This window comes from Pseudomonas sp. B6002 (assembly GCF_013385985.1).
In the GTDB taxonomy this organism is placed as follows: domain Bacteria; phylum Pseudomonadota; class Gammaproteobacteria; order Pseudomonadales; family Pseudomonadaceae; genus Aquipseudomonas.
In genome coordinates, this window is record NZ_JACAOY010000012.1 from 137160 (window position 1) to 159767 (window position 22608).

Here is a 22608-nt window from a genome sequence, read left to right on the forward strand (position 1 = left end):
CTCGTCGGGCACTTTCCTCGAAAAACCTGTGGCGTCTGCGCGGCCAAACAACAATCAAACATGCAGACGCAAAAAAGCCGGGAATTTCCCGGCTGCCGCATCATACACCCGTTTTCTGAAAGGATCACCCCGCCAGGCGTTTTAGCCGCCCGACGGAGTGGGTCCTACACAGTGACGAGCTGATTACTTGGCTTTTTCCAGGTAGCGGAAGAAATCACTACTTGGGTCCAGCACCATGACGTCGGTTTTGTTCGCGAAGCTTTCACGGTAGGCACGCAGGCTACGGTAGAACGCGTAGAACTCCTGGTCCTGGCCGTAGGCCTTGGCGTAGATCGCCGCGGCTTGAGCATCGCCATCACCACGGGCCTCTTCAGACTCGCGATAGGCTTCGGCCAGCAGTACACGGCGCTGACGGTCGGCATCCGCACGGATACCTTCAGCCAGTTCGTTACCCTTGGCGCGGTGCTCACGGGCCTCACGCTCACGCTCGGTGCTCATACGCTCGAACACGCTGCGGTTCACTTCTTTCGGCAGGTCGATGGCCTTGACCCGGACATCGATCACTTCGATGCCCAGCTCTTTTTCCGCCATGGTGTTCAGCGAACGCGTGATGTCAGCCATCAGCGCGTCACGTTCACCGGAGACCACCTCGTGCAGGGTGCGCTTACCAAACTGGTCACGCAGGCCCGATTCCAGACGGCGCGACAGACGCTCGTCGGCAATCTGCTTGAGGCCGGAAGTCGCGGTGTAGAAACGCTCGGCGTCCTTGACGCGCCACTTGGCGTAAGCGTCAACCATCACGGCTTTCTTTTCCAGGGTCAGGAAGCGTTGTGTCGGTGCATCCAGCGTCATCAGGCGGCCGTCGAACTTGCGCACCTGGTTAACGTAAGGGACCTTCACATGCAAACCTGGCTGGACATCCGCCTGCACCACACGACCGAATTGCAGCAACACCGCGCGCTCGGTCTGAGACACGATGTAGAAGCAGTTCCAGGCAGCGATGACCACGACGACACCCACAATCAGGGCTGTCAGCGATTTATTGCTCATCAACGACTCTCCCTGGTACGTGTTTGCTGTTGCAGCAAGTCAGCGGCCGCACGGGCGCTCGCTTCATTGGCAGCGGCATTCGAACTGGTGGACGGCGCGCTGGTACCGCTACGGCCCCCTTCGATCATCTTGTCCAGCGGCAGGTACAGCAGGTTGTTCTGCCCACCCTTGCTGCCGGTCACGAGAACCTTGCTGGTGTTGCTGAAGACTTCCTGCATGGTGTCCAGGTACAGACGCTCACGGGTCACTTCAGGTGCCTTGCGGTACTCGGCGACCAGCTTGGTGAAGCGATCCGCCTCACCCTTGGCGCGGGAGACCACTTCGTCGCGGTAACCGTTGGCATCCTCGAGGATACGCTGGGCCTGACCACGGGCTTCCGGCACGACGCCGTTGGCGTAGGTTTCAGCCTGGTTGCGCGAACGCTGCTCGTCTTCACGGGCGCGGATCACATCATCGAAGGCTTCCTGCACTTCACGCGGTGCCGCTGCGCTCTGTACGTTCACCTGGGTAACGGTGATGCCGGTGCGGTAGGTATCGAGGAACCGTTGCAGGCGCTCCTTGATTTCGCTGGCCATCAATTCACGACCTTCCGTCAGCACCTGGTCCATCGCGGTAGAACCGACGACATGGCGCAGGGCGCTTTCGGTAGCGTGTTGCAGGCTGATTTCCGGCTGATCAACGTTCAGCACGAAGTCCTGCAGGTTGCTGATCTTGTACTGCACGGTCAGCGGCACTTCGACGATGTTCTCGTCTTCGGTCAGCATCTGGCCCTGCTTGGTGTAGGCACGCTCACGCGTGACGTTCTCCATGTACTTCTTGTCGATCGGCGGGAAATAGATGTTCAGGCCCGGCCCGACCGTCTCATAGTACTTGCCGAAGCGCAGCACCACGGCTTGCTCCTGCTCGTCCACGACGTACACGGCGCTGTATAGCCAAACGGCCGCCAGCACGACAAGGCCCAGGCCCAACAGGCCATAGCCACCGCCCTTGCCTGTGCGACCGCCGTCGTCACCACCACGTTTTTTTCCACCACCGAACAACCCATTCAGGCTTTCCTGCAGCTTTCGGAAGGCCTCGTCGAGATCTGGTGGCCCCTTGCGGTCGCCATTATTGCGGCGTTTACCACCCCAAGGATCCTGATTATTCGAGTTGCCACCCGGCTCATTCCAAGCCATAGCGCTCTCCATCTGATAAAGCAAAGACGCACCCACGGCGCGCCGACCAATGCTACAGAATGCCTGCTACTGCGGCACAACCGCTTTCGGAGGCTTTTATTGCAAAGTGTGTTGTTCGATGAACTCTGTCGGCACCACGCCTTCACGGCTGACCAGCCGATTCAGCTCCGAGCGCGGCAATCGAACGGCCAGCAAGCTGACACCTTCTTCGTCGTGTTCTTCTTTCTGTACCGCGCCCAACTCGAAAAACTGTGCACGCAGTCGAGCAAAACGCTGGGGCAAGCGCAAGGTGCCGACGAACAAATCACTGCCGAGCAGTTCGGCAATCGCTTGTTCGAGCAGCTCCAAACCACTGCCATCACGCGCCGACAGCCAGACCCGTTGGGGCTTGCCGCTTTCGTCGCGCTGGATTTGTGGCTCAACGCCTTCAAGCAAATCGAGTTTGTTATAGACCTCGAGGATCGGCAAGTCCTGGGCCCCAATCTCACCCAATACCAGCATCACCTGCTCGATCTGCAACATGCGATCCGGTTCGGCCGCATCGATCACGTGCAACAGCAGGTCGGAATTGCTCGACTCTTCGAGCGTAGACCGAAATGCCTCGACCAGCTTGTGGGGCAAGTGACGGATGAAACCCACCGTGTCCGCCAGGACAATCGGCCCAAGGTCAGCCAGGTCCAGACGGCGCAAGGTCGGATCAAGGGTGGCGAAGAGTTGGTCGGCCGCATACACGTCGGACTTGGTCACGTTGTTGAACAGCGTGGATTTGCCGGCGTTGGTATAGCCCACCAGGGAAACGGTCGGGATATCCGCGCGGGAACGGCCGCGGCGCGATTGCTCGCGCTGGCTGCGCACTTTCTCCAGGCGGCCCTTGATCTGGCGCAGGCGAACCCGCAGCAGTCGACGGTCGGTTTCCAACTGGGTTTCACCCGGACCGCGCATGCCGATACCGCCACCTTGACGCTCAAGGTGAGTCCAGCCACGAACCAGCCGGGTGCTCATGTGGTCAAGCTGGGCCAGTTCTACCTGGAGCTTGCCTTCGTGAGTACGGGCGCGTTGGGCGAAAATATCGAGGATCAGGCCGGTACGGTCGATCACGCGACACTCGAAAACACGTTCGAGGTTACGTTCCTGACTGGGCGTGAGGGTGTGATTGAAGATCACCAGATCGGCTTCTTCGGCATGAACCAGGTCGCGCAGTTCCTCGACCTTGCCGCTGCCAATCAGGAATTTGGCGGTTGGCCGATGACGCGGTACGTTAAAAAACGCAACGGTCTCGGCGCCGGCCGAATTTGCCAACTCCTGAAACTCCTGCGGATCTTCGCGCGCCTCAGGGTCCTGTCCATCCAAGTGAACGAGGATGACTCGCTCACCACCACCGTGGCGCTCAAAGAACAAAGGAGACTCCTATCAGGCGTTACCTGGCTCAGCGTCAGCTGCATCATCACCGGTAGCGCTAGGCAGACGGATTGGACGGACTGGAACGACTGTCGAGATAGCGTGCTTGTAAACCATCTGGCTGACGGTGTTCTTCAGCAGAATCACGAACTGGTCGAACGACTCGATCGTGCCTTGCAGCTTGATACCGTTGACCAGATAGATGGAAACCCCCACTTTCTCTTTACGTAAAGTATTCAAGTAAGGGTCTTGTAGCGAATGCCCTTTTGACATGTGCCGCACTCCTTTAAGGATCAATAATAAAAAATCGGAAAATAGATAGCTTATGGCCGTCACACCCCCAAGGATAGACGGCAATTGCAAGGACTCAGCTCAATATGGAGACCGTTCCCAAGTATTTCAAGGCGCGTGACAGATTGTCGCTGTCCAGGCTGTCCAGCCAGTGCAAATCGCTCCAGCTGCGCAACCAGGTGAACTGGCGTTTCGCCAATTGGCGCGTGGCAATGATGCCGCGCTCCTGCATTTCGGCTGACGTCAGCTTGCCATCCAGATGATCCCAGACTTGGCGGTAGCCTACAGCACGTATCGAAGGTAACCCTGGATGCAGGTCACCTCTGGAACGCAGAGCTACGACCTCGTCCACAAACCCCTGTTCCAACATAATTGTGAATCTTTGTGCAATTCGTTCATGCAGCACCTGGCGATCTGCCGGAGCGATGGCCAGATTCGCCACAGTATAGGGCAATTGTGACGCGCCAGATGCGGCTACATCAGCACTTTGCGCACTTTGTTTCAGCCGATGTTCAGTCATGGTCTGCCCGCTCACCCGCCAGACTTCCAGGGCGCGCGTCAGGCGCTGGGGGTCATTGGGGTGAATACGGGCAGCGGACACCGGATCTACCGCAGCCAACTGATCGTGCAGGGCCTGCCAGCCAAGTCGTGCAGCCTCTTCTTCAAGCTCGGCGCGCACTTGGGCGTCGGCGGGCGGCATATCGGCCAACCCTTCCTGCAAAGCCTTGTAGTAGAGCATCGTGCCGCCCACCAGCAGCGGGATATTGCCGCGCGCGGTGATCTCGGCCATGGCCGCCAGGGCATCGGTACGAAAATCCGCCGCCGAATAGCTCTCGGACGGGTCGATGATGTCGATCAGCTTGTGCGGATACTGGGCCAGCAGCGCTTTGGACGGCTTGGCCGTGCCAATGTCCATGTCCCGGTAAACCAGGGCAGAGTCGACACTGATCAGCTCGCACGGCAGCACCTTGGTCAGCTCGATCGCCAGGTCGGTCTTGCCGGCGGCCGTGGGGCCCATCAGGAAGATGGCGGGGGGCAAGGCACTCATCAGCGACCGCGCAGGAACAGTTTGTCCAGATCGTCCAGGCCCATCTGGGTCCAGGTCGGTCGGCCATGGTTGCATTGCCCGCTGCGCTCGGTGTTTTCCATATCGCGCAGCAAGCCGTTCATTTCCGGCAGTGCCAGGCGGCGATTGGCACGGATGGCGCCGTGGCAGGCCATGGTGCCGAGCAATTCGTTGATGTGGGCCTGGATGCGGTCACTGGTGCCGTACTCCATCAGGTCCGCCAGCACGTCGGCGACCAGGCGGTTGGCCTCAGCCTGCTTGAGCAGCGCGGGAATCTGGCGGATCGCCAGGGTTTCCGGGCCCAGGCGTTGCAGTTCAAAGCCCAGGCTCTGGAACACGCTGGCATGTTCTTCGGCGCAATCGGCCTCACGCTGGCTCACGGCCAGGGATTCGGGCACCAACAGCGGCTGGCCGCTGAGGCCTTCGCTGGCCATGGCGATCTTCAGGCGCTCGTACATGATCCGCTCGTGGGCGGCGTGCATGTCCACCAGCACCAGCCCATGGGCGTTTTCCGCCAGGATGTAGATGCCCTTGAGCTGCGCCAGCGCGTAACCCAGCGGCGGAATATCCCCGCCACCTTCTGGCAAGGCAACAGGCGCGCCCGACTCGGCACCGGGCAGCGGTGCGAAAAACTCGCGGTACGCCGCCTGGGCCTCCGCCACCGGCACCGTCGACTGCGGACGCGGGGTGTATTGGTACTGATAGCCCGCACCCGAGCCAGAACCTGGCGCGCTATACGACGGCTGTGGCGCAGGCGACTGCAGCAAGTTGCCCGCCAGGCTCATCTCACCTTGGGGCCCGAACTCGCCGGCTTCCGGGCCGCTTGGCCGCACCACCGCCGTTACAATCGGCGCAGACAGCTGGTCATCCGGGCGCACATCACCCAAGGCGCGGTGCAAGGTGCCGTAGAGGAAGTCATGCACCATGCGCCCATCACGGAAGCGTACTTCGTGCTTGGTCGGGTGCACGTTGACGTCGACCACCGAAGGGTCGACCTCAAAAAACAGCACAAACGTCGGGTGCCGCCCGTTGAACAGCACGTCGCGATAGGCCTGGCGCACCGCGTGGGCCACCAGTTTGTCGCGCACTGCACGGCCGTTCACGAAGAAGTACTGCAAGTCCGCCTGGCTGCGGGAGAACGTCGGCAAACCGACCCACCCCCACAGGCGCAGGCCATTGCGCTCGATTTCAATCGGCAGCGCCTGCTCCAAGAAGCCCGAGCCACAAATCGCCGACACCCGGCGCGCACGCGCGGCATCGTCATGGGCTTCGTGCAGGCTGAGGATGGTCTTGCCGTTGTGACGCAGGTGAAACGCCACGTCAAAACGCGCCAAGGCCAGGCGCTTGATGACTTCTTGCAAGTGATCGAATTCGGTCTTTTCAGCCTTGAGGAATTTGCGGCGTGCGGGGGTATTGAAGAACAGGTCGCGCACTTCCACCGAGGTACCCACCGGGTGGGCAGCCGGCTGGACCCGCGGCGCCATGTCACGCCCCTCGGTTTCCACCTGCCAGGCCTGATCGGCGCTGCGGGTACGCGAGGTCAGCGTCAGGCGGGCCACGGAACTGATGGACGCCAACGCCTCACCACGAAAACCCAGGCTCATCACGCGTTCAAGGTCTTCCAGATCGCGAATCTTGCTGGTGGCGTGTCGGGCCAAGGCCAGCGGCAAGTCATCGGAGGAGATGCCGCTGCCATCATCGCGCACGCGCAGCAGCTTGACGCCGCCCTGCTCCACATCCACATCAATACGCTTGGCGCCGGAGTCGATGCTGTTTTCCAACAGCTCCTTGATCACCGATGCCGGGCGCTCAACCACCTCGCCTGCGGCAATCTGGTTGGCAAGACGCGGGCTGAGCAGCTCGATGCGCGAGCCGTTGTTCAAGACTGATTCGCTCATTACTGCGCCGCCAATTCAGTGCCGGGGATGGTCAACACCTGGCCGACTTTCAACTCATCGGTTTTCAGGTTGTTCGCACTGCGCAACGTCGCAGGTGAGACCTGGAAACGCACCGCCAACATGGCCAGGGTGTCGCCGGGCTGCACGCGATGGTCACGCGGGCCCTGGGCGATCTTCCCGGAATCACGCAGCCAGGCGATGTAGGTGCCCGGTGGCGGGTTTTGCTGGAAGAACTGGCGGATACCCGCGCTGATCGAACGCGCCAACGCCTGCTGGTGGCTTGCGCTGGCCAGCTTGGACGCCTCGTTGGAGTTGGAAATAAACCCGGTCTCCACGAGGATCGACGGGATGTCCGGCGACTTCAACACCATGAACCCGGCCTGCTCCACGCGCTGTTTATGCAGCGAGGTCACGCGACCGATGTTGCTCAAAACCTTCTGACCGACGTTCAGGCTGGAGGTCAGCGACGCGGTCATGGACAGGTCGAGCAGCACGCCGGCGAGCATCTTGTCCTTGTCGTCCAGGGACACGTTGCCGGCCCCGCCGATCAAGTCGGAACGGTTTTCGCTGTCGGCCAGCCAACGGGCGGTCTCGGACGTAGCACCGCGATCCGACAAGGCAAACACCGAGGCGCCGAAGGCGGCAGCCGAAGGGGCGGCGTCAGCGTGGATCGACACAAACAGGTCGGCGCCTTTCTTGCGCGCGATCTCGGTACGGCCGCGCAACGGAATGAAATAGTCACCGGTACGCGTCAACTCGGCACGGTAGCCTTTCATCGCGTTGACCTGGCGTTGCAGCTCACGGGCGATGGCCAGTACCACGTCTTTTTCATGCTGGCCGCGGGAACCGGAAGCGCCCGGGTCTTCACCGCCGTGGCCGGCGTCGATCACCACGATAATGTCGCGCTTACCGGCCGGTGCCGGTGGCGGCGGCGGCAATTTCACCTGCGGCTGCGACGGGTTGACCGGCACGGCAGGTACGGTCGCTACGCTCGGTGGCGGAGCGGGTGGCGGGTTGGCATCGGCGGCGTTGTCGAACAGGTCGACCACCAGCCGGTTGCCATATTGCGCGTTGGGCGCCAGCACAAAGCTTTTGGGGGTCACGGCCTTTTTCAGGTCGATAACCACACGCAGATCGGTCGGCGTGCGCTGGGCCGAACGCATGGCAGTAATCGGGGTGTTGGCGGTGGAGACTTTCAACGGCGCGGCCAGGGTCGCACCGTTGATGTCGATCACCAGGCGATCAGGTGCCGTCAGGGTAAAGACACTGTGCTGGACCGGGCCAGACAGGTCGAACACCAGTCGCGTGTTATCCGGCGCTCGCCACAGGCGAACACTTTTCACCTGTGAAGCAGCCAGAGCATTGACAGTCATTGCCGCAAGCAACACCCCTACGACAGCAACCAACGCGCGAAAGCGCATACCTAACCCCACCAATTATTTGAATTCCAATGCCAAAGCGGCGCACCACGACTGGCCGCGCGCGCTCTGGGGCAACAACTTCAGCTGACGTCCGTGCTCATGCGGCGTAATGGTAATGGTCAGGTCCGGCTTTGGCAAAAAGCCTGTGCCTTTATCTGGCCACTCGATCAGGCACAGCGCGTCTTCATCGAAATAGTCGCGAATGCCCATGTATTCCAGCTCTTCGGGGTCTACCAGGCGATAAAGGTCGAAGTGGAAGGCCCGTACGGCACCGATTTCGTAGGGTTCTACCAGGGTGAACGTAGGGCTTTTTACTGCCCCTGTATGGCCCAACCCTCGGATAATCCCTCGCGACAAGGTGGTCTTGCCCGCGCCCAGGTCACCCTCAAGAAAGATCAGCCCCGCCCCCGTTGTCACCTGGGCAATGCGATTACCGAACGCCACCATGGCGTCTTCATCGGCCAGGAAAAGGATTACTTCAGACACGGCGATTGCTCCTCCAGCAATTGACGAATGGCAGGTATCAAGTCGCTGGCAGCCAAGCCGCGACCAAAGGTGCCCTGGCGATCCCCCGCCGTGGCGTGCAACCACACGGCCAGGCAACTGGCCTCATAAGCCGGCATGCCTTGGGCGAGCAGCGCGCCCACCAGGCCGGCCAGCACGTCGCCAAGCCCCGCCGTGGCCATCGCCGGATGGCCCTGGTCGCAGCGCGAAACACGTCCGTCCGGGCTGGCAATCAAACTGCCAGCCCCCTTGAGGATAGCCACTGCTTTGAATTTCTGACTCAGCGCGCGCACCACCTTAAGGCGATCGGCCTGAACCTCGTCTGTCGACAGGCCCAGCAAACGTGCCGCCTCACCCGGATGCGGCGTGATCACGCAGTTGGCCGGTAGCTGCACGCCGCCCTTGGCCAGTTGATTCAAGGCATCGGCGTCCCAGACCTGCGCCTGTTTAGCATTGGCGGCAACTGACAGCAGGCTTTTGCCCCACGCGGCCTCACCAAGGCCCGGGCCAATGACGATGACCGAGATTTTTTCCAGCAAGCCCATCAACTGGTTCGCCGAGCTGACGCCCACGGTCATGACCTCCGGCAACCGCGCCAGTGCTGCGGGCACATGCTCGGCGCGCGTGCCCAGGGATACCATGCCCGCGCCACTGCGCAAGGCGCTTTCGGCGCTCAGCAAGGCCGCGCCGCCAAAGCCGCGGTCACCCCCGATGACCAGCAAGTGCCCGAACTGGCCCTTATGGGCGTCGGGTGAACGCGCAGCCAGTTGCGGCAAATGGCCGTGCAACAGGGGCTGAACGTCGGTTATTTCGTGTTTTGTCTGCGGCATGCGTCTTCGAGCTCCGATGTCTGGCAGAATTATACGCATCTAACCTGCGGTTTCCTGTGTCTCATGCCTGCCATTACCTCCGATCTGCCTGCCCTCGCCCAATCGATCAAAGACTGGGGCCGCGAGCTGGGCTTTCAACAAGTCGGCATCAGCGGCCTGGACCTGGGCGAGCATGAACAGCACCTGCAACGCTGGCTCGACGCGGGCTACCACGGCGAGATGGAGTACATGGGCGCCCACGGCAGCAAACGCTCGCACCCGGATGAGCTGGTGCCGGGCACGTTGCGTGTGGTGTCGCTGCGCATGGATTACCTGCCGGGCGACACACAAATGGCGCAACTGCTGGCCAAGCCGGAAAAAGCCTATATCTCGCGCTACGCCCTGGGCCGCGACTACCACAAGCTGATCCGCAAGCGCGTGCAGCAACTGGCCGACCGCATTCAGGCGCAAATTGGCCCGTTTGGCTTTCGCGCCTTTGTCGACAGCGCCCCCGTGCTGGAAAAGGCCATCGCGGAAAAAGCCGGGCTGGGTTGGATCGGCAAGAACACCCTGGTGCTCAACCGCAAAGCCGGCAGCTACTTTTTCCTGAGCGAGCTGTTTGTCGACCTGCCGCTGCCGGTAGACGAACCCCATAGCACCGAACACTGCGGCCGCTGCACGGCGTGCCTGGATATCTGCCCCACCAACGCCTTCGTCGGCCCCTATGTGCTGGATGCGCGACGTTGCATTTCTTACCTGACCATCGAGCTGAAGAACGCGATCCCCGAAGACCTGCGGCCGTTGATCGGCAATCGCGTGTTCGGCTGCGACGACTGCCAGATCGTGTGCCCATGGAATCGCTTCGCCCGCTCAACCGCCGAAGGTGACTTCAAGCCACGGCACAACCTGGACAACGCCGAGCTGGCGGAACTGTTTATGTGGGACGAGGATAAATTCCTCAGCAGTACCGAGGGCTCGCCGCTACGCCGCGCCGGTTACGAGCGCTGGCTGCGCAACCTGGCCGTGGGCCTGGGCAATGCGCCGTCGAGCATTCCCGTGCTGGAAGCCCTGAAGGCCCGCCGGGATTACCCGTCGGAGCTGGTACGCGAACACGTGGAATGGGCGCTGGCCCAGCACGCCAGCCGTTAATGCACGTCGTCGTTGTAGACGAACTTGGGCATTTCCCAGTGAAAACGGATCGCCAACAGTCGCAGTAAAAAGCCGCTGAACAGGGTCAGCAGGATCGCTTGCTCGCTGGGCAATTCCAGGTAGAGACACAGCATGTAGAACCAGGCGGCGAGGAACGACACGCTGGCGTACAGCTCACGGCGGAAGATCAGCGGGATGTCGTTGCAGAAGATGTCCCGCAGGATGCCGCCGAACACACCGGTGATCACGCCGCTGACCGACGCCACGAGCATGCCGTGGCCCATTTCCAGCGCGGTCATGCAGCCAATCAGGGTGAAGGCCACCAGGCCCAGGGCGTCCAGCGCCAAAAATAACGAGCGCAGGCGTCGCATCAGTGGCGCGATGAAGATGGTCACCAGCGCGGCGATGGAGGTCAGCACCAGGTATTCAGGGTGCTTGACCCACGTCAGCGGGTAATGCCCCAGCAGCACGTCACGCACGGAACCGCCGCCCAACGCTGTCACACAGGCGATCAACACCACACCGAACCAGTCCATGCCGCGCCGCCCGGCGGACAGGGCGCCCGTCATGGCTTCGGCGGTGATGGCGATGAGGTAGAGCATCAACAGCATGATGGCGATCCTTGCAAAGAGGCGCGCAGTCTAATCATTTGGTGATGGCACCAAAAGGGGGCGCTTGGCGAAAGACCGCGCTGCCCTCATCGTAGGCAAGCCAGCTCCCACAGTTTGATGTGTGAATGCAATCAAATGTGGGAGCTGGCTTGCCTACGATGGTGCCGGTTCAAGCGCCGCTTAATCAGGCCTTGATGAAATGCTTGCGGTAATGCTGCAGCTCGGCAATCGACTCGCGAATATCATCCAGCGCCAGATGCGTGCTGCCTTTATGGAAGCTGTCTTTGACTTCCGGCGCCCAGCGCGCGGCCAGCTCTTTCAACGTGGACACATCCAGGTTGCGGTAGTGGAAGTAGCTTTCCAGCGCCTTCATGTGGGTATAGAGGAAGCGGCGATCCTGGCAGATGCTGTTGCCGCAGATCGGCGACTTGCCCTTGGGCACCCATTTTTCCAGGAAGGCGATGGTTTCGGCCTCGGCCTCAGCCATGCTGATGCGGCTGTCGCGCACGCGCTGGGTCAGGCCGGAGTTGCCATGGGTGCGGGTGTTCCACTCGTCCATGGTGGCGAGTACGGCGTCGCTGTGATGGATGGCGATCACCGGACCTTCGGCCAAGGTGTTGAGGTTGCTGTCGGTGACAATGGTGGCCATCTCGATGATGACGTCGGTGTCAGGGTTCAGACCGGTCATTTCCAGATCGATCCAAATCAGGTTCTGTGGGTTTTGCATGGCTCTATTCTCTTGGCACCTTGGCTTAGCTGCGCAGTTTAGCAGGCGGGGCCGTGCTAGACTCGCGACCGTTTTACCCAACCTTTGCATTATCGACACGGAACACCCATGGCCAAACGCCAGCTCAATCGTCGCCAAAACTGGCGCATCGAAAAGATTCAAGGTGAACGCGCCGCTCGCGCCGCCAAACGTGAATCCTCCGCCGTGGAAGCGCTTGAGGGCGGCGACCTGGGCCCTGAACAAACGGGCCTGGTGATCGCGCACTTTGGTGTGCAGGTCGAAGTGGAGGCGCTGGAAGGCGAACTCGCCGGCCAGGTGTTCCGCTGCCATTTGCGCGCCAACCTGCCAGCGCTGGTGACTGGCGACCAGGTGGTCTGGCGTGCCGGCAACCAGGGTATCGGCGTGATCGTCGCCCAGTTGCCGCGCACCACCGAGCTGCGTCGCCCGGACAGCCGTGGCCAGCTCAAGCCGGTGGCGGCCAACGTCGACATGATCGTGATCGTGTTCGCGCCACTGCCCGAGCCCCATGCCAACCTGATCGACCGTTACCTGGTCGCGGCTGAACATGCCGGCATCCGCCCGCTGTTACTGCTCAACAAGTACGACCTGATCGACGAGCAGAACGCCCCGGCGCTCAATGCATTGCTGGCGGTGTACCGCACCTTGGGCTACCCGGTGCTGGAAGTGTCGGCCCATCACGGCAACGGCATGGAGCAACTGCAACAGCAGTTGGACGGGCGCATCAGCGTGTTTGTCGGCCAATCGGGCGTGGGCAAGTCGTCGCTGGTCAACAGCCTGCTGCCGGAAGTCGAAACCCGCGTGGGCCCGCTGTCCGAGCTGTCCGGCCAAGGCACCCACACCACCACGACGGCGCGGTTGTTCCACTTCCCGGGCGGCGGTGAGCTGATCGACTCCCCAGGCATCCGCGAATTCGGCCTCGGCCACGTCAGCCGCAGCGACGTGGAAGCCGGTTTCATCGAGTTCAACGACCTGATCGGCACCTGCCGCTTCCGCGACTGCAAGCACGACCGCGAGCCGGGCTGTGCATTGCTCAAGGCGCTGGAAGACGGCCGCGTGCAGCAGCAACGGATGAACAGCTATCGGTCGATCATTGCGAGCTTGCCGGAAAGCAGTTACTGACCGCACCCCCTACAAGGCAGAAACAACAAGGCCGCGATTATCGCGGCCTTGTTGTATGTGCGGCTTAGGAACCTGCCTTGGGAACCGTAGGATCCTTCACCCCACCATCATCAAACAGATTCAGCTTCTGACGCAGTTCATGAGCCGGCAACGGTTCCTGCCCTGGCGGGATCGCGTTCGGGTCGGCCGGAACCTCGCCCGGGGCGCCGGCGCCTGGGGTCGGCGCAGGTGGCGGCTGGTCACCTTCAATCGCACGCTGAGCCTTTTTGGTCAGCACCACGATGTCGATCCTGCGGTTGACCGGGTTGAACGGGTCTTCATGATCAAACAGCTGCGAGGACGCAAAGCCCACCACGCGCGCCACTTGCGGGTCGGGGTAACTGCCCGCCACCAGCGCACGGCGAGCGGCGTTGGCACGGTTGGCCGACAACTCCCAGTTACCGAAATCGCCCTGGCCGGCATACGGCTTGGCATCGGTGTGGCCGCTGATGCTGATCTTGTTCGGCACCGCTTTGATGGTGTCGGCCATGGCCAGCAGGATGTCTTCAAAGTACGGCTTCAGTCGGGCGCTGCCGGAGTCGAACATCGGTCGGTTGGCGGCGTCTGTGATCTGGATGCGCAAGCCTTCAGGCGTGATTTCGAAAGAAATCTGGTCCTTGAACTTGAGCAACTGCGGGTTTTCCTCGACCTTGGTCTGCAGTTCCTGCAGCAACAACTCCAGGCGCTCCTTCTCGACCTGCTCCGCCATGGACTCGACGGTTTCGCGCTCGATAGGAATGTTCTGCTGCGGCGTCTCGGTCTTGACCTCAGGGTTGATGGTGCGCTCGGGCGCCAGCTGTGGCGAGCCGCCCAGGTCAATCACAAAGGGCGTACCGCTTTCCGAGAAGCCAATCGGGTCTTTGAAGTAACCGGCGATGGCGATCTTTTGTTCCGGCGTGGCGGTAGACATCAACCACAGCACCAAAAAGAACGCCATCATCGCCGTCGCAAAGTCGGCGAAGGCGATTTTCCAGGCGCCGCCATGGTGCCCCGCAGCGAAGCGCTTGACGCGCTTGATGATTATCGGCTGGTTGTTTTCCATGACTTAGCGACCGCGAACCGCTTGTTCCAGCTCGGCAAAACTTGGGCGGTGTTTCGGGTACAGCACCTTGCGCCCGAACTCCACCGCCAGCGATGGCGGCATGCCAGAGGCGGAAGCCACCAGGCACGCCTTGATCGCTTCATAGAGGTTCACTTCTTCCTTGGCGTCGTGGGCCAGGGAGGTGGCCAGCGGGCCGAAGAAACCATAGGCCGCGAGAATACCGAAGAAGGTACCCACCAGTGCCGCACCTACGTGCATGCCGATAGCCTTTTGGTCGCCTTCGCCCAGGGACGCCATGGTGACCACGATACCCAGTACCGCCGCGACGATACCGAAACCGGGCATGCCGTCGGCGATGCCGGTCACCGCATGGGAGGGATGCTCCAGCTCTTCCTTGAGGCTGAACAGTTCCATGTCGAACAGGCCTTCCAGCTCATGGGGAGCCATGTTGCCGGAGGACATGATGCGCAGGTAATCACAGATGTAAGCGGTCATGCGCTCATCTTTGAGCACGGCCGGGTACTTGGCGAAAATCGGGCTGGCCGCGGCATCTTCGATGTCGGCTTCGATGGCCATCATGCCTTCGCGGCGGCTCTTGTTGAGGATCTCGTAGATCAGCCCCAGCACATCCAGGTAGAAGGTGTGGGAGAAGCGCGAGCTGAACATGCCCAGCGACTTCTTGATCACGTGCATGGTCATGTAGCCAGGGTTGGCCTGCAGGAATGCACCAAACGCGGCACCACCGATAATCAGCACTTCGAAAGGCTGGATCAGTGCAGCAATTTTACCGTGGGACAGGACGTACCCACCGAGCACGCTTGCGATGACGACGATGATGCCGATAATTTTAGCCATAGGGGATCTGTACTTGCGCCGTCGGGTTCATGGACATATTGGGTGTAGCCGAAAACTCTTGTTCTACTTATCGGCAAAACTGCGCCAGACTATAGCCCGTTAAGGCGAAAAGCCAATTCGGCCCGTTCCGGGCGTGTTGAATGCAAGTGATGATCGCGCCCCAATCATGGCTAATGAAACGACAGTCCCAAGTTCAAGACCCACCACCCTCGCCGCTTGGATCAAGCGCCTGGACGATGTGCTGCTGCCCGTCCCACAGGCCAGCCACGAGCGCGTGTGCAAAGCCATCCGCGACAGCCGCAGTTCATTGCGAGACATTGCCGAACTGATGCAGAACAGCCCCGCGCTGGTGCTCAGCGTGATGCGCGAAGCCAACAGCCATACCCACGGCAGCCTGGCGGAACCGGCCGAAAACCTTGAAGTGGCGCTTAACCGCCTCGGTCTCAAGCGCGCCGAAGAGCTGCTGGCACGCTTGCCTTCAGTGCCAGCCAACGAAATTCCCGTGGCGCTGCGCCAACTGCTGCTGGTGAGCCAGCATGCATCACAGCAAGCCAACGGCCTGTTCGCCAGCCGCCTGGCGCGGCTGTGGCAAGACATCCACTGGGGCAGCCTGTTGTTCCTGTCGCCGTTGTGGCCAATGGCCGTGGCGTACCCCAAACTCCTGGAAGAATGGGAACTGCGGGTGATCCACAAGGGCCAGTCCGCGCGCCAGGTCGAGCAGGAATTGTTCGGTGTGCGCCTGCTGGACCTGTGCATCGGCCTGACCGAAACCTGGCACCTGCCGATCTGGGTCTCCCAGGGCTATACGCTCTTGCTGACCGAGCAACGCCTGCTGGTCAAGGCCCTGCACATCGCCCGTGAAGATGACCCGCTGCGCCACCAGCAACTGCTCGATGCCGAACCCAATTTGCGTCGCTGGCTGAATCAGCCGGCCAACACCGTGCTTTTGGCCAATGGCCTGGCGATGTCGGCCCAGGAATCCTGGACCTGCCCGCACACCGAACGCTGGCAATACCTCACTGCGCTCTACCTGCAAGCGCCCCTTGGCGATGTGCAGCAACAAGTTCACCAGCAAGCGGTGACCAGCGCGCGTGCGACCCTGATGCCCGACTTGTGGCACCCGGCGCTGTCGCTGATCTGGCCGTGGCATGTGCAGAAGATCCATCGAGGCCTGCTGCCGGCGCCGCCACCCACGGCTGAGTCCCTGGCGGTGTGGCGCAAGCGCTGCACCGAATTGCTGGTGGAGCCAAGCCGCTTTGCCAACGCCATGCACCTGACCACCTGCGCCAAAGAGGCCCTCGTGGCCAGCGGCATGCAACGGGTCCTGCTGTTCATGGCCGATCGCGCCCTGAGCACGCTGCGCGTGCACCAGGCTGACGGCTTGCCCAAAGACGCCGCGAATCTGAGCCTGGACGTGGTCAACAGCACGCTGCTGCAACGCTTGCTGGAGAAGTCCGCCCAGGTACGCCTCAACCCCGAGAACCATGCGCAGTTTTCGGCGCTGTTACCGCCGATCCTGCGTCGCCTGTTCACCGGCGAGCATTTGCTGCTGCGCTCCCTGAGCTGCAATGGCCGCGTGGTGATGTTGATGGTGGCCGATCAGGGTGGCGGGCCGTTCTCGGAAACCACCGTGCAGGCGTTCGGCAAAACCGCCCAGTGCATCGAGAAAGCCCTGCACAGCTTTACCAACCGCAGCGCCTGATGCTTGCGCTACAATCGCCCTCTTTTATCGCCAACATTTGTGCCCAGGAGACCTCACATGCCTGACTTCTCTGGCTTGCCGCTGGTGATCGAGACCAGCGACCTGCAAGGTCGCCTTGATGCCGAACACCTGATTCTGGTGGACCTCACCAGTGCCGCCCGCTACGCCGAAGGGCATATCCCCGGCGCGCATTTCGTTGACCCCAAGCGCACCCAACTGGGCCAGCCACCCGCCCCTGGCCTGCTGCCGCACAAGGCCGACCTGGAAAAACTCTTCGGCGAACTGGGCCACACCCCGGACGCGACCTACGTGGTCTATGACGACGAAGGCGGCGGCTGGGCCGGGCGCTTCATCTGGATGCTCGACGTGATCGGCCACCAGAAATACCACTACCTGGACGGCGGCCTGCTGGCGTGGCTCGAAGGCCAGCACCCGGTAACCACCGACGTGCCCGCACCTGTCGGCGGCCCGGTCAGCCTCACGTTGCATGATGGCCCCACGGCCACCCGCGAGTACCTGCAAAGCCGCCTCGGTGCTGCCGACCTGGGCATCTGGGATGCACGCGGCCCACTGGAATACTCCGGCGAAAAAGTGCTCGCCGCCAAGGGTGGCCACATCCCTGGCGCGGTGAACTTCGAATGGACCGCAGGTATGGACAAGGCGCGCAACCTGCGCATCCGCCGCGACATGCCGCAGATCCTCGAAGACCTCGGGCTGACCCGCGACAAAGAAATCATCACCCACTGCCAGACTCACCACCGCTCTGGCTTCACCTACCTGGTGGCCAAGGCGCTCGGTTATCCGCGAGTCAAAGGTTATGCCGGTTCCTGGGGCGAATGGGGCAACCACCCCGACACCCCCGTCGAGATTTAAGGTTTAAGGACAGTTATGAAAAAGCAGTTGTTTATCCTCAGCCAATACTTGCTGCCGCACCACTTGCTGTCGCGCCTGGCTGGCTGCGTCGCCGAATGCCGCGTGCGCTGGTTCAAGAATGCCTTCACCAGCTGGTTCGCCAAGCGCTACCAAGTGGACATGTCCCAGGCCTTGGTTGAAGACGTGACCGCCTACGAGCACTTCAACGCCTTCTTCACCCGCGCCTTGAAAGACGGCGCCCGCCCGCTGGACCAGACCCCAGGCGCAGTGCTGAGCCCGGCCGACGGCGCCGTCAGCCAATTGGGCCCGATCGAACACGGTCGCGTGTTCCAGGCCAAGGGCCACAGCTTCAGCGTGCTGGAACTGCTGGGCGGTGACTCTGCCGTGGCTGCACCGTTCATGGGCGGCGATTTCGCGACGGTTTACCTGTCGCCGAAAGACTATCACCGCGTGCACATGCCATTGGCCGGCACCCTGCGCGAGATGATCTACATCCCGGGCCGCATCTTCTCGGTGAACCAGACCACCGCCGAAAACGTGCCTGAGCTGTTTGCCCGTAACGAACGCGTAGCCTGCATCTTCGACACCGAACGCGGCCCGATGGCCGTGGTGTTGGTGGGCGCGATGATTGTGGCGTCGATTGAAACCGTATGGGCTGGCCTGGTAACGCCGCCGAAACGCGAGCTGAAAACCTTCCGTTACGACGAAGCCGCGCGTGCGCCGATTCATCTGGAAAAAGGTGCGGAGCTGGGTCGCTTCAAGCTGGGTTCGACCGCGATCGTGCTGTTCGGGCCGGACCAGGTGAAGTGGGCTGAAGAGCTGGTAGCCGGTACGCCGGTACAGATGGGCCAAGGCATCGCACTGCCGAAAGCCTGATCCACACCAGATTCAAAGCTGGAACCCAATCAATGTGGGAGCTGGCTTGCCTGCGATAGCGGTGTTGGATTCACCATCGCTATCGCAGGCAAGCCAGCTCCCACATTTTGATCCCATTCCGACAGGGGGATCGCGGAGTTAGAGCTGGCCGTCGCGGTCGCGGAAGCCCAGCAGATACAGCACGCCATCCAGCCCCAACGTCGAAATCGCCTGCTTGGCCGACTGCTTCACCAGCGGCTTGGCGCGGAACGCCACACCCAACCCGGCGATCGCCAGCATCGGCAAGTCATTCGCTCCGTCGCCGACTGCAATGGTTTGCTCCAGACGCAAGCCTTCCTTGTGGGCCAATTCCTTCAGCAGATCCGCCTTGCGCTGCGCATCCACAATTGGCTCTACCGCCACGCCAGTGACTTTGCCATCCACCACTTCCAGCTCGTTGGCGAATACGTAGTCGATGCCCAGCTTGGCCTGCAATTGCTTGGCGAAGTAAGTGAAGCCACCCGACAGAATCGCAGTCTTGTAGCCCAGGCGCTTGAGTTCGGCGAACAGGGTTTCGGCGCCTTCGGTCAGGCGCAGGGAGGCGCCGATGGAGTCCAGCACGCTGACGTCCAGCCCTTTGAGCAGCGCCAGGCGCTCCTTGAAGCTCGCACGGAAGTCCAACTCGCCAGCCATGGCGCGTTCGGTAATTTCGGAAACCTGCTCGCCCACACCGGCCGCCTTGGCCAGTTCGTCGATGACTTCGGCCTCGATCAACGTGGAGTCCATGTCGAACACCGCCAGGCGACGGTTGCGACGGAACAGCGAGTCTTCCTGGAAAGCGATGTCGACATTCAACTCCTGGGCCACGCTGAGGAACTCGGCGCGCAGGGCTTGCGGATCAGCCGGTTCGCCGCGCACGGAGAACTCGATGCAGCCCTTGCCTTTGTCGGCCGGGGTGTCCAATGGCATGCGACCCGACAGACGGTCGATATGGTCGATATTCAGGCCGTATTGCGCGGTGATGGAGCTCACGCGCTGCAATTGTTCGGCGGTTACCTTGCGGGTCAGCAACGTCACGATGTGGCGTTTCTTGCCCTGACCGGCCACCCAGTGCTGGTAGTCCTCTTCGGACACTGGCGTGAAACGCACCTGCTGATCCAGCTTGTACGCGGTAAACAGGATGTCCTTGAGGACCGAAGACGCCTGTTCAGTGCTCGGGATCTCGACCAGGATGCCGAACGACAGGGTGTCGTGGATCACTGCCTGGCCGATGTCGAGAATGTTCACACCACCCTGGGCCAGAACGCCGGTAATAGCCGCAGTAAGACCCGGACGGTCTTCACCGGTGATGTTAATCAGGACAATTTCGCGCAAGGCGCACCCCCAGGCTGGAAAAAAACCGCATTCTACCCACTTTCAGTGACCATCGGGCACAGCCAGCGCTTTGCCGGTTCTAGGGCTGTCGCTATACTGCGCGTCAACTTCACGGACCAAGAGCCGAGCGCAAGTGAACCGGCCCACGCCAGTAAAAACCGATAATTTCTTCCTGCTGATCTTCCGGGCACTGCGCCACCGCCGTGTACCGATCGCATTACGCATCGCCAGCCATAACGTGATCCTGGTCGCCCTGGCCCTGGTGATCTACGCCTGCGTGATGGGATTGCAGTTCAAGCAGGCCATGCACGAGCAAGCCGACGCCCTGGGCGAAAGCTTGACTACCCAGACCGCCACCTCGGCGACTGAGCTGCTGGTGTCCAACGACATCCTCAGCCTCAACGTGCTGCTCAACAACCTGACCAAGAACCCGCTGGTGGCCCATGCCGCCATCTACAGCGTGGACAACCGGATCATGGCCGAAGCCGGGCAGCGCCCGAAAAACGGCCTGTTGGGTGAAGCCGAAGGTCTGTACTCCAGCAACATCACGTTCCAGGACGTGAAGGCCGGCCAACTGCGCATCAGCCTCGACATGCAGCAGTTCCAGCAGCCGATGACCATCAGCCTGCAAAGCATGGGCATCTTGAGCGCGATCCTGCTGGCATTGGCCCTGGCCTTAAGCCTGCGCCTGGGCCGGCACATCTCTACGCCCCTGATGCAACTGCGCATCTGGCTGCGCGATATCGACGAACACACCCCGGCCACTGATCGCCAGGATGAAATCGGCGACCTCGCTCGCCAACTGCACGCCAGTTTCGCCCCGGAACCCGCCGTGCGCGAGCCAGAACCAGAGCCTGAGTTCGACGACACCGATTACGACGATGAGCCCGAGTTTGAAGTGCGCAACCTGCGCGACCCGGGCTTTGACGAAAGCCCGCCGGTGGCCGGCCTCAAACCGGCCACCCGCCAGGTGATCAAGGCTGAAGAAGACGAACTGGACGACGAAGACCCGTTCGCCGACTTGCGCGACAACTCCTCGGCCCCTGTTGCAGCGCCCAAGCCCGTGCCGGTGAAGAACGCCGAGCCTCAGCACAGCGCCGTACTGGCTGTGCAATTGGGTGCCCAGGACCAACTGCGCCGCCTGCCGCGCGCACGCCTGACCGAGCTGCTGGAGCGCTACCGCGACTGTCTCGACCAGGCGGCCTCGCTGTACCAGAGCGAACTGCACACCCTGAACGATGGCAGCACGCTGATGCTGTTCCACAGTGAAGACAGCGGCGAAGACTACCTGACCAACGCCATCTGCTGCGGCGAGTTGCTGCGTGCCCTGGGCCATGCCCTGCAGATCGAAGTGGCCGACAGCGGCATTACCCTGCAACTGCAACTGGGCCTGACGGTGGGCGATGACCTGTTCGGCATCAGCCAGATCGACCTGCTGCTCACCGAAATCGCCCAGGACGCACTGGCCTTGTCCCAGCACAGCCGCAACCTGCTGCTGGTGGAGCGCAAGATCAGCGAAGACACGCTGATCCGCCAGCGCGCCCGCATCCGCCCGATTGCCAGCCCTGAGGGTGCAAGCTGCGTGGAGCGGTTGATGGAACCGTACCCGTCGATGCTTGAGCGACAGTTGGCGCGGATGCACGAAACCCGCACCAAAGGTTGATGTGATCGTTCCCTGCATGGGAATGCCCCCCTGTAGGAGCCGGCTTGCCGGCGATAGCGGTCTTGAGGCCGCCATCGCCGGCAAGCCGGCTCCTACAAGGGGCGGGGTTCCAGCACCTAAGCACGCACAAACAAAAAGGCCCGCTGAATCAGCGGGCCTTTTTTTGTATCTGCAATTGCGCTTAGAACCTGAACACTTCCATGTCCGTGCGGATCGGCGTGGCCATCGGCATCTTCGGTTTCTGCGGCTCAGCAGGCTTGGCCGGGGCCGGGGCCTGCTTGCGCGGTGCCTCGGCAATCGGCGGCTGGTTGGCCAATGGCTTGAGGGCCACCGACAACTGCTGCGCCAAGTGCTGCAACAACACGCCCTGGGCCTGGACCTGGGACGCGGTGGTGCCGGTATGTTCTTCCTGCAGGTGCACGATACGGTTGTCCCGCACTTGCCCGCGACGGTCGATCAAACGCCACTGCGCATCCAGGATCGCCGGTTGCGAAGCGCCCGAGTCGAGCCGCGTGATGGTCAGCAGCACCTGCACATCCGGGGTGAAGCCGGTTGGCGCAGGCGCCAGCACCACACGCTGGCTGTCCAACTGTCCCGCCACCTGGCGCAGCATCAGCTGGTTGATGTCGGAGGACAAACTGCCCGCCCAACGACCGTCAGTGGAACCTTGCAGGCTGCCATCGTTCTGACGTTGCAGCAGGGTTTCGCGTTGCAGGTAGTCCGCAACGACTACCGGGCCCAGCAATACGGCCATGCCAGCGGTTTGAGCTGGCTGAGCCGGACTTCCGCTGTCCAGCTGGTACAGCGACACAGGCTGGTGTGTGCTGCAACCCGCCAGCCCCAGAAGGCCAGCGAGCATCAAAATTAAAGGAAGGCGTGGAGCAGTCATCATCCCATCCAGGTGGCTGCCACAAGGCGAACCACAATGTAATACTAAAAATAACCTAAACACGCTCGGCCACGCCG

At 61.7% G+C, this 22608-nt stretch carries 21 protein-coding genes; 6 read left to right on the forward strand and 15 right to left on the reverse strand.

What is annotated here, in order from left to right; all coding sequences use genetic code 11:
* Window positions 1–183: 183 nt before the first annotated feature.
* The 9 genes from hflC to HX792_RS16830 all read right to left on the reverse strand — a co-directional run bounded on the left by hflC (window position 184) and on the right by HX792_RS16830 (window position 9633).
* Window positions 184–1050: a protease modulator HflC gene (gene hflC, locus HX792_RS16790; protein WP_105695167.1), complete on the reverse strand. Its 867-nt coding sequence runs from the start codon at window positions 1048–1050 to the stop codon at window positions 184–186.
* Window positions 1050–2225 (reverse strand): FtsH protease activity modulator HflK, encoded by a 1176-nt coding sequence (gene hflK / locus HX792_RS16795; protein WP_176997133.1) that lies wholly within the window; start codon window positions 2223–2225, stop codon window positions 1050–1052. Before hflK ends, hflC begins: the two co-directional genes overlap by 1 nt.
* Before the next feature lie 96 nt (window positions 2226–2321).
* Window positions 2322–3623 carry a ribosome rescue GTPase HflX gene (hflX, locus tag HX792_RS16800; protein ID WP_176997134.1) on the reverse strand — a complete coding sequence of 434 codons (1302 nt, stop codon included), beginning with the start codon at window positions 3621–3623 and terminating at the stop codon, window positions 2322–2324.
* A gap of 12 nt (window positions 3624–3635) precedes the next feature.
* On the reverse strand, window positions 3636–3896 hold the full coding sequence (gene hfq, locus HX792_RS16805) for an RNA chaperone Hfq (RefSeq protein ID WP_176997135.1): 261 nt from the start codon (window positions 3894–3896) through the stop codon (window positions 3636–3638).
* 94 nt (window positions 3897–3990) lie between these two features.
* Window positions 3991–4962 (reverse strand): tRNA (adenosine(37)-N6)-dimethylallyltransferase MiaA, encoded by a 972-nt coding sequence (gene miaA / locus HX792_RS16810; RefSeq protein ID WP_176997136.1) that lies wholly within the window; start codon window positions 4960–4962, stop codon window positions 3991–3993.
* On the reverse strand, window positions 4962–6878 hold the full coding sequence (mutL, locus tag HX792_RS16815) for a DNA mismatch repair endonuclease MutL (RefSeq protein WP_371319361.1): 1917 nt from the start codon (window positions 6876–6878) through the stop codon (window positions 4962–4964). The genes miaA and mutL overlap by 1 nt, the downstream gene beginning before the upstream one ends.
* Window positions 6878–8299, reverse strand: a complete 1422-nt coding sequence (locus HX792_RS16820; protein WP_176997137.1) for an N-acetylmuramoyl-L-alanine amidase — start codon at window positions 8297–8299, stop codon at window positions 6878–6880. The genes mutL and HX792_RS16820 overlap by 1 nt, the downstream gene beginning before the upstream one ends.
* Window positions 8300–8314: 15 nt before the next feature.
* The gene (tsaE, locus tag HX792_RS16825; RefSeq protein ID WP_176997138.1) at window positions 8315–8785 is read right to left on the reverse strand and encodes a tRNA (adenosine(37)-N6)-threonylcarbamoyltransferase complex ATPase subunit type 1 TsaE; all 471 of its coding nucleotides are present in this window, start codon (window positions 8783–8785) and stop codon (window positions 8315–8317) included.
* The gene (locus tag HX792_RS16830) at window positions 8773–9633 is read right to left on the reverse strand and encodes an NAD(P)H-hydrate dehydratase (RefSeq protein WP_176997139.1); all 861 of its coding nucleotides are present in this window, start codon (window positions 9631–9633) and stop codon (window positions 8773–8775) included. The genes tsaE and HX792_RS16830 overlap by 13 nt, the downstream gene beginning before the upstream one ends.
* Before the next feature lie 63 nt (window positions 9634–9696).
* Here HX792_RS16830 and queG point away from each other — a divergent pair, with 63 nt between their 5' ends.
* The gene (gene queG, locus HX792_RS16835; RefSeq protein WP_176997140.1) at window positions 9697–10761 is read left to right on the forward strand and encodes a tRNA epoxyqueuosine(34) reductase QueG; all 1065 of its coding nucleotides are present in this window, start codon (window positions 9697–9699) and stop codon (window positions 10759–10761) included.
* Here queG and HX792_RS16840 read toward each other — a convergent pair.
* Window positions 10758–11375, reverse strand: coding sequence for a trimeric intracellular cation channel family protein (locus tag HX792_RS16840; RefSeq protein WP_176997469.1), 618 nt, complete (start codon window positions 11373–11375; stop codon window positions 10758–10760). The genes queG and HX792_RS16840 overlap by 4 nt on opposite strands.
* 181 nt (window positions 11376–11556) lie before the next feature.
* The gene (gene orn, locus HX792_RS16845) at window positions 11557–12099 is read right to left on the reverse strand and encodes an oligoribonuclease (protein WP_010213620.1); all 543 of its coding nucleotides are present in this window, start codon (window positions 12097–12099) and stop codon (window positions 11557–11559) included.
* Window positions 12100–12207: 108 nt separating this feature from the next.
* Here orn and rsgA point away from each other — a divergent pair, with 108 nt between their 5' ends.
* A complete protein-coding gene (gene rsgA / locus HX792_RS16850; protein WP_176997141.1) occupies window positions 12208–13239 on the forward strand; it encodes a small ribosomal subunit biogenesis GTPase RsgA in 1032 nt (343 codons plus the stop codon).
* A gap of 64 nt (window positions 13240–13303) precedes the next feature.
* Here the strand turns inward: rsgA and motB are convergent, their stop codons facing one another.
* Together motB and motA are read right to left on the reverse strand one after the other, a co-directional pair.
* Window positions 13304–14320, reverse strand: a complete 1017-nt coding sequence (gene motB, locus HX792_RS16855; RefSeq protein WP_176997142.1) for a flagellar motor protein MotB — start codon at window positions 14318–14320, stop codon at window positions 13304–13306.
* 3 nt (window positions 14321–14323) lie between these two features.
* A complete protein-coding gene (motA, locus tag HX792_RS16860) occupies window positions 14324–15175 on the reverse strand; it encodes a flagellar motor stator protein MotA (protein ID WP_176997143.1) in 852 nt (283 codons plus the stop codon).
* A 166-nt stretch (window positions 15176–15341) separates the two neighbouring features.
* Here motA and HX792_RS16865 point away from each other — a divergent pair, with 166 nt between their 5' ends.
* Genes HX792_RS16865 through asd form a run of 3 tightly spaced genes read left to right on the forward strand, consistent with a single transcriptional unit; the run spans window position 15342 to window position 18626 of the window.
* Window positions 15342–16877 carry an HDOD domain-containing protein gene (locus HX792_RS16865; RefSeq protein WP_176997144.1) on the forward strand — a complete coding sequence of 512 codons (1536 nt, stop codon included), beginning with the start codon at window positions 15342–15344 and terminating at the stop codon, window positions 16875–16877.
* 57 nt (window positions 16878–16934) lie between these two features.
* Entirely contained in the window at window positions 16935–17750 is an 816-nt protein-coding gene (locus HX792_RS16870) for a rhodanese-like domain-containing protein (RefSeq protein WP_176997145.1), read from the forward strand.
* A 15-nt stretch (window positions 17751–17765) separates the two neighbouring features.
* A complete protein-coding gene (asd, locus tag HX792_RS16875) occupies window positions 17766–18626 on the forward strand; it encodes an archaetidylserine decarboxylase (protein ID WP_176997146.1) in 861 nt (286 codons plus the stop codon).
* A gap of 138 nt (window positions 18627–18764) precedes the next feature.
* Here asd and serB read toward each other — a convergent pair whose 3' ends face one another.
* Window positions 18765–19979, reverse strand: a complete 1215-nt coding sequence (gene serB, locus HX792_RS16880; protein WP_038850738.1) for a phosphoserine phosphatase SerB — start codon at window positions 19977–19979, stop codon at window positions 18765–18767.
* 133 nt (window positions 19980–20112) lie between these two features.
* On the opposite strand from serB, the gene HX792_RS16885 reads away from it, so the two are divergent.
* Window positions 20113–21642 (forward strand): AhpA/YtjB family protein, encoded by a 1530-nt coding sequence (locus HX792_RS16885; protein WP_176997147.1) that lies wholly within the window; start codon window positions 20113–20115, stop codon window positions 21640–21642.
* A 181-nt stretch (window positions 21643–21823) separates the two neighbouring features.
* Here the strand turns inward: HX792_RS16885 and HX792_RS16890 are convergent, their stop codons facing one another.
* On the reverse strand, window positions 21824–22531 hold the full coding sequence (locus HX792_RS16890) for a membrane integrity-associated transporter subunit PqiC (RefSeq protein ID WP_176997148.1): 708 nt from the start codon (window positions 22529–22531) through the stop codon (window positions 21824–21826).
* Between the last annotated feature and the right edge of the window lie 77 nt (window positions 22532–22608).

What these genes read in the sequence shown, in the direction of transcription:
- miaA (WP_176997136.1), bottom strand. Translation starts at nt 4,962, where the DNA reads ATGAGTGCCTTGCCCCCCGCCATCTTCCTGATGGGCCCCACGGCCGCC.
- asd (WP_176997146.1), top strand. Translation starts at nt 17,766, where the DNA reads ATGAAAAAGCAGTTGTTTATCCTCAGCCAATACTTGCTGCCGCACCAC.
- queG (WP_176997140.1), top strand. Translation starts at nt 9,697, where the DNA reads ATGCCTGCCATTACCTCCGATCTGCCTGCCCTCGCCCAATCGATCAAA.
- HX792_RS16865 (WP_176997144.1), top strand. Translation starts at nt 15,342, where the DNA reads ATGGCTAATGAAACGACAGTCCCAAGTTCAAGACCCACCACCCTCGCC.
- HX792_RS16870 (WP_176997145.1), top strand. Translation starts at nt 16,935, where the DNA reads ATGCCTGACTTCTCTGGCTTGCCGCTGGTGATCGAGACCAGCGACCTG.
- rsgA (WP_176997141.1), top strand. Translation starts at nt 12,208, where the DNA reads ATGGCCAAACGCCAGCTCAATCGTCGCCAAAACTGGCGCATCGAAAAG.
- hflK (WP_176997133.1), bottom strand. Translation starts at nt 2,225, where the DNA reads ATGGCTTGGAATGAGCCGGGTGGCAACTCGAATAATCAGGATCCTTGG.
- motB (WP_176997142.1), bottom strand. Translation starts at nt 14,320, where the DNA reads ATGGAAAACAACCAGCCGATAATCATCAAGCGCGTCAAGCGCTTCGCT.
- hflC (WP_105695167.1), bottom strand. Translation starts at nt 1,050, where the DNA reads ATGAGCAATAAATCGCTGACAGCCCTGATTGTGGGTGTCGTCGTGGTC.
- motA (WP_176997143.1), bottom strand. Translation starts at nt 15,175, where the DNA reads ATGGCTAAAATTATCGGCATCATCGTCGTCATCGCAAGCGTGCTCGGT.
- HX792_RS16820 (WP_176997137.1), bottom strand. Translation starts at nt 8,299, where the DNA reads ATGCGCTTTCGCGCGTTGGTTGCTGTCGTAGGGGTGTTGCTTGCGGCA.
- HX792_RS16830 (WP_176997139.1), bottom strand. Translation starts at nt 9,633, where the DNA reads ATGCCGCAGACAAAACACGAAATAACCGACGTTCAGCCCCTGTTGCAC.
- HX792_RS16890 (WP_176997148.1), bottom strand. Translation starts at nt 22,531, where the DNA reads ATGACTGCTCCACGCCTTCCTTTAATTTTGATGCTCGCTGGCCTTCTG.
- mutL (WP_371319361.1), bottom strand. Translation starts at nt 6,878, where the DNA reads ATGAGCGAATCAGTCTTGAACAACGGCTCGCGCATCGAGCTGCTCAGC.
- orn (WP_010213620.1), bottom strand. Translation starts at nt 12,099, where the DNA reads ATGCAAAACCCACAGAACCTGATTTGGATCGATCTGGAAATGACCGGT.
- hfq (WP_176997135.1), bottom strand. Translation starts at nt 3,896, where the DNA reads ATGTCAAAAGGGCATTCGCTACAAGACCCTTACTTGAATACTTTACGT.